Source organism: Pseudomonas sp. KB-10, assembly GCF_018221585.1.
Lineage (GTDB): Bacteria > Pseudomonadota > Gammaproteobacteria > Pseudomonadales > Pseudomonadaceae > Aquipseudomonas > Aquipseudomonas yangonensis.
Window position 1 is genome coordinate 314,268 of record NZ_QYYB01000006.1, and the last position, 17,245, is coordinate 331,512.

Below are 17,245 nucleotides of genomic sequence, written 5' to 3' on the forward strand. Positions count from 1 at the left end.
TATGAACAACGATGCCGTTGTAGAAGCGAATTTATTCGCGATATCGGTGGCAGCGTCGCGATCCAATCGCGAATAAGTTCGCTCCTACAGACCTCCCCACGAGGCGCACTACGAATACGAGGTAACACCTATGAACCTGCCCCAATCCGTACGCCTGGTGGAAGTCGGCCCGCGCGACGGCCTGCAGAACGAGAAACAGCCGATCAGCGTCGCCGACAAGGTGCGCCTGGTCGACGAGCTGAGCGCCGCCGGCCTGCGCTATATCGAAGTGGGCAGCTTCGTCTCGCCCAAATGGGTGCCACAGATGGCCGGCAGCGCCGAGGTCTTCGCCGGTATCCAGCGTAAACCGGGCATCACCTACGCGGCACTGACCCCCAACCTGAAAGGCTTCGAGGCCGCGCTCGAGGCCAGGGTAGAGGAAGTGGCAGTGTTCGCCGCTGCCAGCGAGGCCTTTTCGCAGAAGAACATCAACTGCTCCATCGCCGAAAGCCTGCAGCGTTTCGTGCCGCTGCTGGAGGCGGCCAAGGCCGCGAAGGTGCGCGTACGCGGCTACGTGTCCTGCGTGCTCGGCTGCCCCTACGACGGTGAAATCGATCCGGAGCAAGTTGCCAGCGTCGCTCGCGAGCTGCATGCCATGGGCTGCTATGAAGTGTCACTGGGCGACACCATCGGCACCGGCACCGCCGGCAAGACCCGCCAGTTAATCGAAACGGTCGCCCGTCAAGTGCCACGCCACCTGTTGGCCGGGCATTTCCACGACACCTACGGCCAGGCGCTGGCCAATATCTACGCCAGCCTGCTCGAAGGCATCAGCGTGTTCGACAGTTCGGTCGCAGGTCTGGGCGGCTGCCCCTATGCCAAGGGCGCCACCGGTAACGTCGCTACCGAGGATGTGCTCTATCTGCTGCAGGGCCTGGGCATCGACACCGGCATCGACATGGACAAGCTGATCGCCGCCGGCCAGCGCATCTGCGAGGTGCTGGGCAAGGCCAATGGCTCGCGGGTTGCGCGTGCCCGCCTGAGTCGATAAGGCGCCGTAGGGTGGATCGGTGAAGCGTGATCCACCCTACAGGCTGTAGGAGCGGATTCATCCGCGATTTTCGCGGCTAAAGCCGCTCCTACCAGTGACTGCAGCGTTTTACCCAGATAGCTTCCGAACCTCTAAGAAGGTCGGTGCGATAGCAGCGAAGGTCGTCTGAGTTAAAGGTCGAATGCCCCGAACGCACTAAGCTGAAGCCAAGGATAAGAACGACGAGGACTGACCATGCCGCAACCGCTATGGACACCTTCCGCCGAACGTATCGCTGCCAGCCGAATGGAGGCTTTCCGTCGTTTCGTCAACCAGCGCCATGGTCTGCAACTGGTCGATTACCCTGCCCTGCATGCCTGGAGCGTCGAGCAACGCGAGGCTTTCTGGCAGGCCATCGTCGATTTCTTCGAGATTCGTTTTCACAGCCCCGCCGAATGCGTGCTGCGCGAAGGCCCGGCGATGCCGGATGCGCAATGGTTCCCGGGTGCCACCCTGAATTTTGCCGAACACCTGCTGCGCCGCCGCGATGGTCATCCGGCGCTGGTGGCCATTGCCGAGGACGGCAGCCGCGAGCAACTCAGCTACGCACAGCTGGCCGCGCATGTCGCCGGTCTGCAGCGGGCGCTGCGTAACGCAGGCGTAGGCATCGGCGACCGCGTCGCCGCGTTCATGCCCAATACCTGGCAAACCGTGGTGGGTATGCTTGCCAGCGCCAGCCTGGGCGCGACCTGGTCGAGCTGTTCGCCGGATTTTGGCACTCAGGGTGTGATCGACCGTTTCGGCCAGATCGAACCCAAGGTGCTGATCGCCGCCGCGGGCTACCGCTACGCGGGCAAGAGCCTGGATCTGACCGACAAGCTCAACGAAATCCTCGGGCAACTGCCTTCTGTGCAACATCTGGTGCTGGTGCCCTATGCCAACCTCGACGCTCGCACGACGGATTGCCAATCCGCCGCAGCCGTCACCCTCTGGCAGGACTTTTACCAGCCCGGCGGCGCCCCGCAGTTCACTGCCCTAGCCTTCGACCAACCGCTGTACATCCTCTACTCCAGCGGCACCACCGGCGTGCCCAAGTGCATCGTCCACGGCACCGGCGGCACCCTGCTACAGCACGTCAAGGAGCTGGGCCTGCACACCGACCTGGGGGCCACCGACACCCTGTTCTACTACACCACCTGCGGCTGGATGATGTGGAACTGGCTCATGTCCGGTCTGGCCATGGGCGCCACCCTGGTGCTCTATGACGGCTCGCCCTTCCATCCCGAGCCGACGCGCCTGATCGACCTGATCGACGCCGAGGACATTTCCATCTTCGGCACCAGCGCCAAGTTCATCGCCGCGCTGGAGAAAGCCGGCGTCAGACCGCGCGAAAGCCATAAATTGCTTAGCCTCAAGGCCATTCTCTCCACCGGCTCGCCGCTGGCCCATGAAAGCTTCGACTATGTCTACCGCGACGTGAAGGCGGATCTGTGCCTGTCGTCGATCTCCGGTGGCACCGATATCGTTTCCTGCTTCGCCCTGGGCAACCCGACCTTGCCGGTGTGGCCTGGCGAGCTGCAGTGCAAGGGCCTGGGCATGGACGTGCAGGTGTGGGACGAGAACGGCCGATCGCTTCACGGCGGCAAGGGCGAGCTGGTCTGTGCTCGGCACTTCCCGTCGATGCCGGTGGGATTCTGGAACGACGCAGGTGGAGAGAAATTCCGCGCAGCCTATTTCGATACATTCCCCGGCGTTTGGGCTCACGGCGACTATGCCGAAGAAACCGAGCACGGCGGCCTGGTCATACATGGCCGCTCCGACGCGGTGCTCAACCCAGGCGGCGTACGCATCGGTACCGCGGAGATCTATCGCCAGGTGGAGAAGGTGCCGCAGGTGCTGGAGTCCATCGCCATCGGTCAGGACTGGCAAGGCGACGTGCGCGTGGTGCTGTTCGTCCGTCTACGCGAGGGCGTGACGCTGGATGATGCCTTGCGCGATGAAATCTGCCGGATCATCCGCGCCAACACCACACCGCGCCACGTGCCGTCGCGGATCGTTCAGGTCGCCGACATCCCGCGCACCATCAGCGGCAAGATAGTCGAACTGGCGGTGCGCAACGTCGTCCATGGCCGCCCGGTGAAGAACACCGACGCCCTGGCCAACCCGCAGGCGCTGGAGCTGTATCGCGATTTACCCGAACTGCAGAAATGAGCGAGTGACGACTGCCCCACACTCCTTCAAACCACCGCCTCCTATACTGACTTGATCGCAACAACAGGATGTTCGTCGTGCTCAAGCTCTCCTGCCTGCTCGTTGCCCTGCTGTTCGCCGCGGCGGCATCGGCCGATGAACCCATCAGGCTGTACATGCCGGAGGCGCCGCCGCTGGCGCTTACTCACTACGCCGGGGGCCACGGCATGGTGGGGGACGTCGCACTGGCTGCGCTGGCACGCATCGGTAAACTCACTCAGATCGTCGCCGAACCCTGGCCGCGGGCCCAAGCCCGTGTGGCCAAGGGCAAGAACCTGCTGATCATTCCCCTGTCACGCACCCCAGAACGCGAGGAGCTCTACACCTGGATCGCCCCGATCATGGAACTGGAGCGCGCTTTTTTCAGCCTTGACGACCCCGTAACGAACTTTGCTCAAGCCCGTCAGCGTTACCGTCGCATCGGCGTCGGGATGGGCACCGCACAGGTCGGCATCCTGCAGCGCGAGGGTTTCAGCGACGAGCAGATCGTGCAGCTCAAACTGGGCGAGAATCCCGCCCACCTTCTGGTTCTCGAACGCATCGACGCCTGGTTCACCGGGGTGCCGGAAGCGCTGTACATCTGGGAAAACTCCATTTACCGCGAGCAGAACCTGCGCAGAAGCCCGACACTGGCCAGCACCGGTCTGTATCTTGGCTGTTCCAGGAAATGCGATGAGCAGTTGGTCGGCCAGTTGCGCGACGCGATCAAAGCGCTCGAGCAGGAAGGCGTCAGCCAGCGTTTGCGCCAGGCCTATCTGCCGCTGCAACCCAATCCCTAGATCCCCTGCCGCCCCGGGTCCTCCGGTGGCTGTTCTTCCTCGATATCCTCCAGCTTCAGCTCCAGCCCCCAATCGCCTGCCGGGGCGGCCTTCGGTGCAGCGACCGGCGCGGCCACCGGCGCTGCGGCGGGTGCCGGCCTGGCATTAGCCGGGTTGTCGCGATAAAGCTTGAGCTTAAGGCGCACGTTGTTCGCCGAGTCGGCGTTCTTCACCGCCTCTTCTTCGTCGATGGCGCCTTCATGCACCAGATCGATCAGCGCCTGGTCGAAGGTCTGCATGCCCAGGTTTTTGGATTTCTCCATGATTTCCTTGAGCTCGGAGAATTCGTTGCGCTTGATCAGGTCGCGCACCGTCGGCGTACCCAGCATCACCTCGACCGCGGCGCGACGCTTGCCATCGACGGTTTTGACCAGACGCTGGGAAACGAATGCCTTGAGGTTGTTGCCCAGGTCGTTGAGCAGCTGCGGGCGACGATCTTCCGGGAAGAAATTGATGATGCGGTCCAGCGCCTGGTTGGCGTTGTTGGCGTGCAGCGTGGAGATCGCCAAATGCCCGGTGTCGGCGAAGGCCAGGGCGTGCTCCATGGTTTCCCGGTCGCGGATCTCGCCAATCAGGATCACGTCAGGCGCCTGGCGCAGGGTGTTCTTCAGCGCGGCATGGAAGCTGCGGGTGTCCACGCCCACCTCACGCTGGTTGATGATCGACTTCTTGTGCCGGTGTACGTACTCCACCGGGTCTTCGATGGTGATGATATGGCCGCCGCTGTTGCGGTTGCGGTAGTCGATCAGCGCCGCCAGGGAGGTCGACTTGCCCGAGCCCGTGCCGCCAACGAATAGCACCAGGCCGCGCTTTTCCATCACGGTGCTGAGCAGCACCTCGGGCAGTTTCAGATCTTCGAAGCGGGGAATGTCCAGCTTGATGTTGCGCGCGACGATGGACACCTCGTTGCGCTGCTTGAAGATGTTGATGCGGAAACGCCCGACACCGGCCAGCGAGATGGCCAGATTCATTTCCAGCTCGCGCTCGAACTCCTCGCGCTGCGCGCTATCCATGATCGAATCGGCGATGGCTGCCACATCGCCCGCCTTCATCGGCTCCTGACTCAGGGCCTTGAGCACGCCATTGAACTTGGCGCAAGGCGGCGCACCGGTGGACAGATACAGATCGGAGCCATCCTGACTGGACAGGATTTTCAGCATTGCGTGGAGATCCATGGCGGCGCTTTCCGTGGGCACGATTGAAATACCATAGGCCATGATCGCCCGCACTGCGGATGACGCACGCCTCGTAAAATTGACGCCATTCTGCTGGCGCAACGAATGCTGGCACAATAGCGCCCTGACAGAAATGAGGACCCCATCAATGGCAAAGGCAATGGCCCGCCACATCCTGGTCAAGACCGAAGCGGAAGCCGTCGCGCTGAAAAAGCGCATCGCCGCCGGCGAAGCCTTCGATGTGCTGGCACGCAAGCACTCAACCTGCCCCTCCGGCAAGAAAGGCGGAGACCTCGGCGAAGTGCGCCCCGGGCAGATGGTACGCGCGGTGGATCAGGTGATCTTCAAGAAGCCGCTGCGGGAAGTGCACGGCCCGGTCAAGACGCAGTTCGGCTACCACCTGATCCAGGTGTTCTTCCGCGACTGAGACGCGCTCAGACGCCAGGTTCGCCCATGAACTCGACGATCTTGCTCCTGAGCCAGCGCTCGGCCGGGTCGTTGTCGGTCACCCCGCTCCAGACCATGGAAAGGTCCGAGTTCACCAGTTCGAAGGGTGGATCATCGGCGCGCAGACGAGTCCCATCGATCAGCGCTGCCGCGGCGAAATCCGGAACCGTGGCGAGCATCTCCGTACCGGCGATGATCGAGCGCAAACCGCTGAACTGCGGCACCGCCAATACCACGCGCCGTGCGCGATCCAGGCGCGCCAGATCGTTGTCGATATTGCCGCACAGATCGCCCGAGAACGACACCAGCGCATGCGGCCGCGAGCAGTACTCATCCAGTGTCAGCGCGCCCGGGCGGTCGTCGCCACGCAGCACCTTGACCTTCATTTCGCGCAGCTTGCGTCGCTTGGCGTTGGCCGGCAGCTCGGTGGTGTAGCTGACGCCCACGGAAATTTCCCCCGAAGCCAGCATCGGCGACATCAGCAGGAAGTTGACCCGCCGCACCACGATGACAACCTCAGGTGCCTCTTCGCGGATCTGGTTGAGCAAGGCCGGGAACAGGCCGAACTCGGCGTCATCGGACAGACCGATGCGGAAGGTGTCGCGGTTGGTCGCCGGGTTGAACTCGCGCGCACGGCTTACCGCACCCGAGATGGTGTCCATCGCCGGCTGCAGCTCCTTGAGAATCGCCAGCGCCCGCGCCGTCGGCTCGAAGCCACGACCATTGCGTACCAGCAACGGGTCGTCGAACAGATCACGCAGCCTGGCCAGCGCCGCGCTGACCGCCGGCTGACCGAGAAACAGCTTCTCGGCCGCGCGGGTCAGGTTCTTCTCGAACATCAGGGTTTCGAAGATCACCAGCAGATTCAGGTCGACGCGGCGCAGGTCGTTGCGATTCATCCAGAGGGCCTCGGGGCACAGTTTTATTGGCGCATTAAAGCAGCAACTGCCGTGCCCACATAGCCTGATCAGAGCCCCAGTTCGGAGAGCCCTGGATGATCGTCAGGACGACGCCCCTGAGGCCAACGGAACTTGCGCTCGGACTCCTGGATCGGCAGGTCGTTGATGCAGGCATAACGGTTGATCATCAGCCCGTCTGCGCCGAACTCCCAGTTCTCGTTACCGTAGGAGCGATACCAGTTGCCCGAGTCGTCGCGCCATTCGTAGGCATAGCGCACGGCGATGCGGTTGTCGGTGAATGCCCAGAGCTCCTTGATCAGACGGTATTCCAACTCCTTCGCCCATTTGCGTTCGAGGAAGGCACGTGCCTGATCGCGGCCGTTGATGAACTCGGCACGGTTGCGCCAGCGCGTATCGAGGCTGTAGGCCAGCGCGACCTTGGCCGCGTCACGGCTGTTCCAGCCATCCTCGGCCAGGCGGACCTTCTCGATGGCGCTCTCGCGGGTGAACGGCGGCAGCGGCGGACGGACTTCAGTATTTGACGACATGACGGCACCTCAGGCTTGCGGGGAGTTGAGCCCATTGCTGGGCGATAGGGATTGCAGAAGCAATTGCGCTGTACGGCCGGCACTGTCGGCGGCATCCGCCTGGCCGGTAACCATGGCGACGGCAGTCGCGCCGTCGATCAGCAGGAGGAACTGCCTGGCCATTTCCTCGGGTTCGGCAAAGCCGCCAGCCGTGGTCAGCTCGTTCAGATAGGCCAACAAGCGCTGTTTGTGCAGCAGCGCCACAGCGCGGATCTCACTGGCGAGATCACCGATTTCTCCCGCAGCGTTGATAAAGGCGCAGCCGTGAAAATCAGCCGCAGAGAACCAGCTGCGCAGAAGCGGAAACACAGCCAGCAAACGCTCGCTTGGCGAGCCGACGGCAGTACCTGCAATAAACCACTGCATCCAGCGCTCATCGCGCGCGCGCAGCGCTGCGGCGACCAATGCTTCCTTGGTCGGATAGAGGCGATAGATGCTTTTGCGCGCCACCCCTGATGCCTTGACGATGGCGTCCATCCCGGTGGCGTTGATGCCACCGGCATAGACCAGGCTTTCGGTGGCTTGCAGCAGGCGCTGCTGGATCGAGACGTCTTCGAGCATGGTCCAAACCAGAGAGAATGATCGTTCTCAACAAAGTAGAACGATCATTCTCTCCGGTCAATCGATTTTTCGTGAGCAGGGGACGGGCGGTCGATCAGCAGAGTGCGCCAGCGCTTCAGAATCTCGACGGCGCGAGCCTGACACTACGTGCGCCACCCGACTTCGCAGATGCGCCTTGCAGGCCGAAGCCGCTCAGCGCCGCTCCGTCACCGGCGCATGCTCTGCCATCAGCGCTACCACCCAATCGATGAACACCCGCAGCTTGGCACTGACATGCCGGTTCGGCGGGAAAGCCAGGTACATCGGCATCGGCGTCATGTGCCAGTCCTCGAACAGGCGCACCAGCTCGCCGCTGCCAAGGTGCGGCCTGGCCATGTAGTGCGGTAGCCAGAGCATGCCCAGGCCCGCCAGGCCTGCGGCCAGGTAGGCATTGCCGTCGTCGACGGTCAATAGCGGTCGGCCCTGCGCTTCAATGCGCTCCTCGCCGCGCCACATGGCATAAGGCAAGGCCTTGCCGGTTCGTGACCAGAGAAAACCCACCGTACTGTGGCCGCTGTCTTCCAGTTCGCGCGGATGCGTCGGCATGCCCGCTCGCTGCAGATAATCCGGTGCAGCATAGATGCCCAGTTGCAAGTCGCCGATATGCCGTGCGATCAGCGACTGATCGGTGATCTCACCGCCACGCACCACGCAATCGACGTTCTCGCCGATGATGTCGATGATTCGATCGCTCACGCCCAGGGTCAGCTGAATCTCCGGATAACGCGCATAGAACGCCGGCAAGGCCGGGATCAGCAGCATGCGCGCGAAGGGGCTGGGCACGTCCACTCGCAAACGACCGTGTGGCGCCAGCGTCGCGCTGGACAGACTGGTCTCGGCGTCGTCGACATCGGCCAGCAGACGCACCACACGCTCGTAGTAGGCGGCGCCATCGGCGGTGACGTTGACCTTGCGCGTAGTGCGGTTGAGCAGGCGTACGCGCAGTCGCGCCTCCAGTTGCTGGACCAATTGCGTCACGCTGGTCTTGCTCATGTGCAGGGTCGCAGCCGCCTTGGTGAAACTGCCGGTTTCCACCACCCGGGCGAAGGCCTGCATCGCATCGAAACGGTCCATTTCACGTCTCTCTCAATCATTGATTGTTTGGATTCTACAAACAGTCATGACCAGAGTTGCGCGTTTATCCAGCCCGGTGACGTTCTTAAAGTGGGGCTATCGCTAACAGCGGGCCGCACCGGCCCCGACGGAGATACCCATGAGCAGCAAACGTGATGTGATTTTCCCGGCCGACCGGCATGCCCTGTACGAACTTCATCGCTACTCACCGGCGATTCGCTCCAACGGCTTTCTGTTCGTCTCCGGCCAGGTCGGCAGCCGCAAGGATGGTTCGCCCGAACCCGATCTGAAAGATCAGGTTCGCCTGGCCTTCACCAACCTCAACGCGATTCTCGCCGAAGCCGGTTGCAGCTTCGACGACGTGGTCGACACCACCATCTTCATGGTCGATCCGCACGCGAAATTCGAAACCATCTGGGAAGTGGCAGCCGATTATTGGGGCGAAGCACCCTACCCGACGGTGACCGCCATTGGCGTGACCTGGCTGTCCGGTTTCGACTTCGAGATCAAGGTGATCGCCAAGCTGCCGCAGTGAATGCTGGCCGTACCGCTCTGCGCAGAGCGGCACGGCCCGGTGGGCGCAGATTCGGCTCAAGGCGCGAGCAACGGCCGCCAGCCATCGCCGTCGCGAATCTGCAATGGCGTGCCGGGATGATCGTCCAGCCTCAGCAGATACAGCCAGCCATTTTCGACCAGCTCGCGCACCACCTGATGGCTGGCGATCACCTGATCGATCATCGAGCGCGGCGCAGCGATGATCACGCTCAGACGCAGCGGCCGATGCAACCAGCGCTGACCATCATGCAGCGACTGGCGCGCCAGGCCGATGCGCAGGTCGCCACCGTTGCCCTCGAATACCCCGATGTTGCCACCCACCACGTTGTGCAGCACCTTGTTGCCACTGCCGAAGCGCTGGTTGTCGGTAGTCGAGGTCAGGTACTGCAGGTTGATCCAGTGCGCTACCACCATCGGTGCGGTCATGATCAACTCCAGCACCTTGCTACCCTCGTCCTGCCGCCAGTCATAGTCATGCAGGAAGGCACGCCCCTGCAGGTCGAGGCCGCGGCTACGCGCGCGGGGCGCCGCGATGAAAGCGGCATTGCCAGCCAGCCCCCACTCTGGCCGTGTCTGCGCCCAGTCATCGGCACGTCGGCGCAGGGTAGCCAGGAGACGCTCCGGTTTTTGACGGATAGCCCCCAGCCCCAGTCGCGCCGCACGTTCCTCACGCACCCGTACGGCTGCGGCGTCCAGCGCCTGGCGCAGCCGCTGCCAGCTTGGCATGAGATCAGGCGGCAAGGCGTCACTGGCGAAGACCCGGACTTCGTCGGTAGTGGTGTTGTGCAGGCCCGACAGCACGTGGCAGTCCATCGGCAGCTCGATCCCCTGCTCGACCAGGCCCCGGCGCACCGCCGAATCGTTGAGTAGCTCGGCCAACACGCGGGCGTTGACCTCGCCGCTCTGGCCGCAACAGGCGCCGCAATCCAGCCCGGCAGCCTGTGGGTTGTTGGCGCTCTGACTGCCATGGCCAAGCAGCAGGAGCAACGGCGGAAAGTCCCGCGTCAGGCCCATCGCCCGCAGAATACGAGCCGCCAGTTGTACCCGCTGATCATTGCCAAGTGGCGCCAGAACCGGGCTGAGACGTTGCCACTCACCGGCCTTCAGCCCCGCGCGCTCGGCCGGTGCCAGGCCGCGTAGCCAGCCCCCCGTGCGCCCGAGCAATGAACCGGCGTAACCCAGGCCAAGCGACTCGACCAGGGTAAAGCCCGATGCCGGCAAACGCTCGAACAGGCGCCAGCGCCCCTGCCGCGCCAACCGTGCCTGGCGCCGCCCGGCCAGCCGAGCGTCGCAGGACTCGTCACCGCAGCTGTCGCCGACGCTCAGTTGCGGCGCCAGGAGTCCCGGCAACTGCGGACGGCTGGCTGTCGTGCCGAGCGGCGTGTAAGCGATCGGCAGACCGAAGAAGCCGGCGAAACCGCCGGTCTGCACCTGCGGGCAGACTTCTTCCAGGGCGCGGCGCAGCGGCTCGGAGCGCACGTCGATGCAGAAGTACACCTTGGCCAGCGTTGGCTGCGCCGCCACGCTCTGCGCCTGGGCAGACTGCAGAAGCTGCTGCAGGTGCTCTTGCCAGGCCAGCTCTTCGGCGCGCTGCCACAGCTGTAGTGCCTGCCAGGCATGCGACGGCCGGCTGCTGCGCCCAGCCTGCCAGGCCTCGCGCCAGGCACTCCAGCGACTGCCTGAATCACGCCGGCGATCATCCACCAGCCACTCCCAGGCCGCGCGAATGGCCAACAAATCCAGCAGCGTGCCATCGTCGCTGCCCGCCTGACGCGCCAGCCAGCGCCGGTAGGCGCACCAGGAGGCCCAGCCCAGGCTGCGCAACAGCAGACAATCGAACCATTCTTCCAGCTCGTCGGCCTTCAGCCCCAGGCGTTGCACGGCTGCCTCAAGCGCCGCCCGCGGCTGCAGCGGCAACTCGGCGATACGCGCGCCCAACTCGCGACAGGCGCTAAGCACGCTGAGGCCACGATCGTCCTGCATGGCCTGGCGCCAGGCCTGATACAGTCCGCCCTGGCGATCGGCATGCCAGTCGGCCTGGCACTCGTCGAACCAGGCAGCGCAGCACTGGCCGATCTGCTGGGTGATCAAGGTCGGCCAGCCCGGCAAGGCGATCTCGGCATCGGCCATATCCTCCAGCAACGACAGACCGGGTACCTCCTGTTGCGCAGCCGGCAGAGCCTGCAGCAGATCCGGTACCGTCCAGCCGTGCGCATTGCCCCTCAAGACATGCTGCAAGTGGCGCTCGCCGATCTGCCCGTCGACCCAGGCCTGGCGGTAGTCGTCAGCCGCTAGCGTCAGCCTGCTGCCGACACGCCGCCAGAGCTGCTCGGCCACTTCGGCCCAATGCTGCTGGCGCCGCTCCCACAGCGGGCTGACGGCGATCATACGATCCAATGGCCAGGTCGGCGCGATACGCTCACAGGCTCGCGCCGCAGCGGCGTGGAGGACGTCGCGGTCGATGGCGACGAAGTATTCGATGGAGGTCATGGGCGCTCTCCGTTGGCGGCCAGGTTGGCGGGCAGCGGGCGTACCGGCCACAGGCGAAAGGTCAGACGAGTGAAATGTTCATCGAGGAAGAAACCGGCGAACGCCGCCGGATACAGGCGCCGCGCCAGCAGGCCCTGGGGCCGTGCGACGATCCACGCCTGCAGCAGATAGAGCCCAAGGAACAGCGCCAGGGCCAACAGGCTCAGATACAGCGGCGCCGAGGCGAACGCCGCGCCGGATGCAAGAATCCAGCTGGCTGCCAGGTGCCACAGCAGATACAGACCCAGCAACGCAGTCAGCATCAGCGCAGCGTAAACCGGCTGACTGCACCGCAGGCACCAGGGCGCCAGCCCCACCGCAAGAATGACCAGGGCCTCCAACGGCAGTGGATGCATCGGTACCAGGTAACGCCAGAGCTGATCGAGCAGCGCCATGGCCAGCCCCGCAAGCGCCAGCCCCAGCAGCAGCGAGAGCAGTCCCGGTGCCGGTCGCTGCGGTTGCAACGCCTGATGACGCACCTGCAACACCCTCTCCCCGGAGGTGAGAAAGGCATGTGCCTTGTACAGCGAGTGGGCCAACAGGTGCACCAGCGCCAATTCATAGAGGCCCAGGCCGCATTCGAGCAGCATGAAACCCATCTGCGCACAGGTCGACCAGGCCAGACGCACCTTGATGCTGATGCGCGTCATCATCACCAGCGCCGCCAGCACGGCAGTCAGGCCGCCCACCACCACCAGCAGCGTCTGGGCAACCGGCGCAGCCGACAGCAAGGGCGCGAAACGCAGCAGGACGAAACCGCCCAGATTGACCAGCCCGGCATGCAGCAGCGCCGACACCGGCGTCGGCGCCTCCATCACCTGGATCAGCCAGCCATGTACCGGCAACTGCGCGGGCTTGAGGATTACCGCCAACACCAGCAGTACCGCAGCCAGGTGCAGATCCCAGCCAAGGGCGCCGCCGTCGAGGCGCACCGCCACCTGATCGAGTATCTGCGCCAGTTCGCTGCTGCCAGCCGCTCGCACCAGCAGCACGCTGGCCAACAGCAGACAGACATCGGCCAGGCGGCTGGCGAGAAATTTCTTGTGCGCCACCACCAGTGCCATGGGGCGGTCGCGATAGAAGGTCAGCAGCTGGCGCAGGCACAGGCTGGAGACGATCCAGGCAGCCACCAGCCCGTACAAATCGCGACTGGTCACCACCATGGCTACCGCCGCCAGGGTGCCGAGCAACGCCAGCAGATAACGACGCTGACCGGGCTCACCCTGCAGGTAACGCGCGGAAAACTCGACGATGACCAGAGCCAGCAGGCTGATCAGACTGGCCATGGCCAGCCCCAGGCGGTCGGCCGGCTGATCGTCGAGGCCAGCCTGCGCCAGCGCGGCCAGCACCAGAGCCAAACCGCCGATTCCAGCCAGGCGCCCTGGCCACCAGAGGCTGGCCGCCATGCGGGTCGGCCACCACGCCACCGGCAGCAGTGCCAAGGCGTACAGCCAGGGCAGCCAGGTGGCCAATTGAGAAGACAGAGGCAGCATGAACGATCTCCAGAGATAGGCGCGCGATGGCACTAGTCTCTTGGAGCGCTATATTTATTTAAAATAGATTGATAAGAACCAAACATTCTTCTTTAGAGAATCACGCATGCGACGGCTCAACTTCCATCACCTGCACTACTTCTGGGCTGTGGCCAAGGAAGGCAATTTGACCCGCGCAGCCCAGTCGCTGCATGTCGCCCAGTCGGCACTCTCGACGCAGATTCGCGCGCTCGAAGAGCAACTGGGTCATGCGCTGTTCATCCGTTCCGGGCGCAATCTGCTGCTCACCGAAGCAGGACAACTGGTGCTGGATTATGCCGACAGTATCTTCGCCCTCGGCAGCGAACTGCAGATGACCCTGCAGGGCGCGCTGCAGGCCAACCGGCAACTGCGCATCGGCGCCGTGGCCACGCTGTCGCGTAATTTTCAGGAAAACCTGCTGCGGCCCTTTCTCGGCCGCGCTGAGCTGCGCATCACCCTGGAATCCGGCAGCCTCGGCGAGTTGCTGGAGCGCCTTGCCCTGCACAAGCTCGACGTGGTGCTGACCAACCAGGCGGTCAGCAGCGATGCCCAACGCTCGTGGCGCTGCCGCCTGCTGGACAGACAGAGCGTGTGCCTGGTTGGCCCGCCGCAGCAGCGATATTCGCAGTCAGTTCGAACTGTTCTGCGACAGCCAGGGTCTGCAGCCGGACATTTGCGCCGAGGTCGACGACATGGCCATGCTGCGCCTGCTGGCAAGGGACTCCGGCGACATGGCGCTGCTGCCGGCGGTGGTGGTGCAGGACGAACTGCACTCGGGCGTGCTGCAGCTGTACGCCGAGATTCCCGAGATCGCCGAGCAGTTCTTCGCCGTCACCCTGCAGCGCCAGTTTCGCCTGGATATTCTCGACGAGTTGCTGGGCCAGAGCGTGCGCTGACGAGGCCACGCACGCCGCCGGCTCAAGCAAACCTCAAAGGCGGGTGAAGACCCGCTCAGCCGGCAGGCGCGACTTCGGCAGCGCGGCATTGAAATCGCTGTCGCTGCGATACCCCAGTGCCACCGCCACCACGCTGCTCAAGCCCTGAGCGGTCAGCCCCAGTTCCTCGTCCAGCGCCTGGCGGTCGATGCCCTCCATCGGCGTGGCGTCGATCCCCTTGGCTGCGGCGCCCAGTAGCAAGGTGCCAAGCGCCAGATAGGCCTGCTTCTCGGCCCAGTGCTGCATGTCGCCAAGGTCGCGGTGCAACTCGACATAGCTGCTGCGGGTGTTTTGCTGGGTGGTGCGCGCCGCATCATCGCGGAAGCGGCCATCCTCGGCTTCCTGCTGCAGTACCTCGGCCAGGTAGGCCTCGTCGAGGTCGCGACGGGCGCAGATCAGAATCACGTGCGAGGCATTGAGAATCTTCGGCTGGTTGTAGGCGAAGCCGCCCTGCGCGCCCTTGGCCAGGCGCGCCTTGCCCTCGGCGGTGCTGGCCACAACGAAGTGCCAGGGCTGCGAGTTGACCGACGACGGCGACAGGCGCAGCAGCTCGAGCAATTCTTCGATGATCGCCTGGTCCACCTGGCGGCTGGCATCGTAGGCCTTGGTGGTATAGCGCTGGCGCGCGAAGGAAACGGGGCTCATGGACAACCTCCTGATCGAATGGATGGAGCGAAATGGGCGCTAGTCTGAACCATGCCGCCCCATGAAAAAAGCGGCCATTGGCAGCAGGAGTTTCAATGAAAAAATGAAAATGCATGCATCCACGTACATGATTCGCTGCCCTTTTGCGCATGCCCTGCGTTTTCCCTGAAATAACCCTGTAAATACTTCGTAAATGAAATGGATTTTCATTAACTACAATAGTAAAAAGATAGCTTGCTTTCGATCCCGTTTGACCAGCGCTCGCCGCTGCTCGTCCCGACCCGGAGCCCAGCATGTCTATCCGCTCTACCCTGCAACGCGCTGCAGTAGCGCTTGTCACCTCGCTATTCGTCACCCTTCCCCTGCAGGCCAGCGAGCGCACGCTGGACAGCGCCTATGGCCCCTTGAAACTTAGCGGTACGCCACAGCGCGTGGTCGCTCTGGGCGACAGCGCGCTGGATGCGGCGCTTTCGCTCGGCGTACAACCGGTCGGTACCCTGGCCAGCCGTGGCGGTGATGACGTGCCCGACTACCTCAAGGCCAAGGCCGGCAAGATCGCCCTGGTCGGCAGCGTGCGCGAACCCAACCTGGAAGCCATCCTGCGCCTTCAGCCCGATCTGGTGCTCGCCTCTAACGAGCTGTCGCGCGAGCTGTACGCCAAGCTGAGCCTGATGGCGCCGACCGTGGTGCCCAAGGGCAACAGCTTTCAGGATTGGCGCGACACCTACACCACCTACGCCCTGGCACTGGACAAGTCTGAAGAAGGCCGACAGCGTATCGCCGAAATCGACGCACGCAGCGCGGCGTTGCGCCAGCGCCTGCCGCAGGGGCAACAGGTCAGCGTGGTGCGCTGGAATCCGCAGGGACCGGTGATCATGTCCAGTCAGCTATTCGTCGGCCAGTTGCTCAATGAGCTCGGCCTGCAAGCCAACGAACTGGCCGCGGCTCAGGCACAGAAACCGCACAGCGACGTGCTCAGCCTGGAGAACCTGTCGCGCATCAACGCTGACTGGATATTCCTCGCCACCCTCAACCCCGATGGCCGCAAGGCGCTGGACGATGCGCGTAAGCAACCGGCCTTCACCCGCCTGAAAGCCGTTGCCGAAGGCCACGTGGTAACGGTCGACGGACAGATCTGGAGCAGCAGTGCGGGCTACCTCGCGGCTCAACAGGTGCTCGACGACGTGGAGAAGGCCCTGCTCGACTGATATGCCCGCGCGCCTCTCCGTTCCCCAGGCACTAGGCATCGCGACCCTGTGCCTGGCATTGCTGTGTCTCGCCAGCCTGCTACTGGGCGCCGGAGACATCGGCATCCAGCCCAGCCTCAAGGCCTTGCTCGGCGGTGGCGACGACGATGCCCGTTTCATCGTCCTCGAGCTGCGCTGGGTGCGCACGGAGCTGGCCGTGCTGGTTGGCCTTGCCCTGGGTGCGGCCGGTGTGTTGCTGCAGGCAGTAACGCGCAACCCACTGGCCGAACCCGGGCTGCTCGGAGTCAGCGCCGGCGCCTCTTTTGCCGTAGTGCTCGCGATCAATCTGGGCGCTTCAGCCGCCAGCCTGCATCTGGGTGTTGCCATGCTCGGCGCGCTGGTCGGCTGCGTACTGGTTCTACTGGTCACCCGCATGCGCGGCGTCGGCGACGACCCGGTGCGACTGGTGCTGGCCGGCGCTGCCTTCTCCGGCATGCTCGGCGCGCTGAACAGTCTTTTATTGCTGTGGGATCAACGCACCGCCGACGAGATGCGTTTCTGGGTCATCGGCGCCTTGGCCGGCCGCCCGCTGGACACCCTCGACTGGAGTCTCCCGGGGCTGATTGGCGGTCTGCTCATGGCGCTGCTGGTGGTTCGCCCACTGGCTGCTCTGGCGTTGGGCGAGCGTGTCGCCAGCGGCCTCGGCCACCACCCGCAGCTGACTCGCCTGGGCACTTTGCTGGCCGTGGCGATCCTGGTGGGCACCGCCACCGCAGCTGCTGGTCCCATCGCCTTCATTGGCCTGATCGTGCCCTACATCGCACGTCGCCTGGTAGGCTCGGACATCCGCCGCACGCTTGGTCTGAGCATGTTGCTCGGCCCTTGCGTGCTGCTGTTGGCTGACGTCATCTCACGCCTTCTGGTTCGCCCCTACGAGCTGCCGGTGGGCGTGGTGACTGCCTTCGTCGGTGCGCCGATCCTCATTGCCGTGGTTCGCAACCACCGCCTGCCGACCTTGTGA

At 64.0% G+C, this 17,245-nt stretch carries 15 protein-coding genes and 1 pseudogene; 8 read left to right on the forward strand and 8 right to left on the reverse strand.

Features of this window, described 5'->3' with window-relative positions; translation table 11 throughout:
- The first annotated feature begins 130 nt into the window (after positions 1-130).
- The 3 genes from DXK50_RS18045 (at position 131) to DXK50_RS18055 (ending at position 4,038) form a co-directional block, all read left to right on the forward strand.
- Positions 131-1,030 carry a hydroxymethylglutaryl-CoA lyase gene (locus DXK50_RS18045; RefSeq protein WP_212631273.1) on the forward strand — a complete coding sequence of 300 codons (900 nt, stop codon included), beginning with the start codon at positions 131-133 and terminating at the stop codon, positions 1,028-1,030.
- Positions 1,031-1,264: 234 nt separating this feature from the next.
- Complete coding sequence (locus DXK50_RS18050) at positions 1,265-3,220, forward strand: acetoacetate--CoA ligase (protein ID WP_212631274.1); 1,956 nt, start codon at positions 1,265-1,267, stop codon at positions 3,218-3,220.
- Between the two features lie 68 nt (positions 3,221-3,288).
- Positions 3,289-4,038: a substrate-binding periplasmic protein gene (locus DXK50_RS18055; protein WP_212631275.1), complete on the forward strand. Its 750-nt coding sequence runs from the start codon at positions 3,289-3,291 to the stop codon at positions 4,036-4,038.
- Here the strand turns inward: DXK50_RS18055 and DXK50_RS18060 are convergent.
- Complete coding sequence (locus DXK50_RS18060) at positions 4,035-5,252, reverse strand: PilT/PilU family type 4a pilus ATPase (RefSeq protein WP_212631276.1); 1,218 nt, start codon at positions 5,250-5,252, stop codon at positions 4,035-4,037. The genes DXK50_RS18055 and DXK50_RS18060 overlap by 4 nt on opposite strands.
- 148 nt (positions 5,253-5,400) lie before the next feature.
- On the opposite strand from DXK50_RS18060, the gene DXK50_RS18065 reads away from it, so the two are divergent.
- On the forward strand, positions 5,401-5,679 hold the full coding sequence (locus DXK50_RS18065; protein ID WP_233787615.1) for a peptidylprolyl isomerase: 279 nt from the start codon (positions 5,401-5,403) through the stop codon (positions 5,677-5,679).
- A gap of 7 nt (positions 5,680-5,686) precedes the next feature.
- On the opposite strand, the gene DXK50_RS18070 is transcribed toward DXK50_RS18065, so the two are convergent.
- From DXK50_RS18070 to DXK50_RS18085, 4 genes are all read right to left on the reverse strand, one after another.
- A complete protein-coding gene (locus DXK50_RS18070) occupies positions 5,687-6,598 on the reverse strand; it encodes a LysR family transcriptional regulator (protein ID WP_212631277.1) in 912 nt (303 codons plus the stop codon).
- 68 nt (positions 6,599-6,666) lie between these two features.
- Positions 6,667-7,146 (reverse strand): nuclear transport factor 2 family protein, encoded by a 480-nt coding sequence (locus DXK50_RS18075; protein WP_212631278.1) that lies wholly within the window; start codon positions 7,144-7,146, stop codon positions 6,667-6,669.
- 9 nt (positions 7,147-7,155) lie between these two features.
- The gene (locus DXK50_RS18080) at positions 7,156-7,746 is read right to left on the reverse strand and encodes a TetR/AcrR family transcriptional regulator (protein WP_212631279.1); all 591 of its coding nucleotides are present in this window, start codon (positions 7,744-7,746) and stop codon (positions 7,156-7,158) included.
- A gap of 192 nt (positions 7,747-7,938) precedes the next feature.
- Positions 7,939-8,859, reverse strand: coding sequence for a LysR family transcriptional regulator (locus DXK50_RS18085; protein WP_212631280.1), 921 nt, complete (start codon positions 8,857-8,859; stop codon positions 7,939-7,941).
- A gap of 139 nt (positions 8,860-8,998) precedes the next feature.
- Here DXK50_RS18085 and DXK50_RS18090 point away from each other — a divergent pair, with 139 nt between their 5' ends.
- The gene (locus DXK50_RS18090) at positions 8,999-9,394 is read left to right on the forward strand and encodes a RidA family protein (protein WP_212631281.1); all 396 of its coding nucleotides are present in this window, start codon (positions 8,999-9,001) and stop codon (positions 9,392-9,394) included.
- Between the two features lie 56 nt (positions 9,395-9,450).
- Here the strand turns inward: DXK50_RS18090 and DXK50_RS18095 are convergent, their stop codons facing one another.
- Together DXK50_RS18095 and DXK50_RS18100 are read right to left on the reverse strand one after the other, a co-directional pair.
- On the reverse strand, positions 9,451-11,904 hold the full coding sequence (locus DXK50_RS18095) for a YbcC family protein (protein ID WP_212631282.1): 2,454 nt from the start codon (positions 11,902-11,904) through the stop codon (positions 9,451-9,453).
- Positions 11,901-13,436 carry an NADH-quinone oxidoreductase subunit L gene (locus DXK50_RS18100; protein ID WP_212631283.1) on the reverse strand — a complete coding sequence of 512 codons (1,536 nt, stop codon included), beginning with the start codon at positions 13,434-13,436 and terminating at the stop codon, positions 11,901-11,903. The genes DXK50_RS18095 and DXK50_RS18100 overlap by 4 nt, the downstream gene beginning before the upstream one ends.
- A 106-nt stretch (positions 13,437-13,542) precedes the next feature.
- On the opposite strand from DXK50_RS18100, the pseudogene DXK50_RS18105 reads away from it, so the two are divergent.
- Positions 13,543-14,353: pseudogene (locus DXK50_RS18105) on the forward strand (LysR family transcriptional regulator).
- 33 nt (positions 14,354-14,386) lie between these two features.
- Here the strand turns inward: DXK50_RS18105 and nfsB are convergent.
- The gene (nfsB, locus tag DXK50_RS18110) at positions 14,387-15,037 is read right to left on the reverse strand and encodes an oxygen-insensitive NAD(P)H nitroreductase (protein ID WP_212631284.1); all 651 of its coding nucleotides are present in this window, start codon (positions 15,035-15,037) and stop codon (positions 14,387-14,389) included.
- Between the two features lie 293 nt (positions 15,038-15,330).
- Here nfsB and DXK50_RS18115 point away from each other — a divergent pair, with 293 nt between their 5' ends.
- Positions 15,331-16,245 carry an ABC transporter substrate-binding protein gene (locus tag DXK50_RS18115; RefSeq protein WP_212631285.1) on the forward strand — a complete coding sequence of 305 codons (915 nt, stop codon included), beginning with the start codon at positions 15,331-15,333 and terminating at the stop codon, positions 16,243-16,245.
- A gap of 1 nt (position 16,246) precedes the next feature.
- Entirely contained in the window at positions 16,247-17,245 is a 999-nt protein-coding gene (locus DXK50_RS18120) for a FecCD family ABC transporter permease (RefSeq protein WP_212631286.1), read from the forward strand.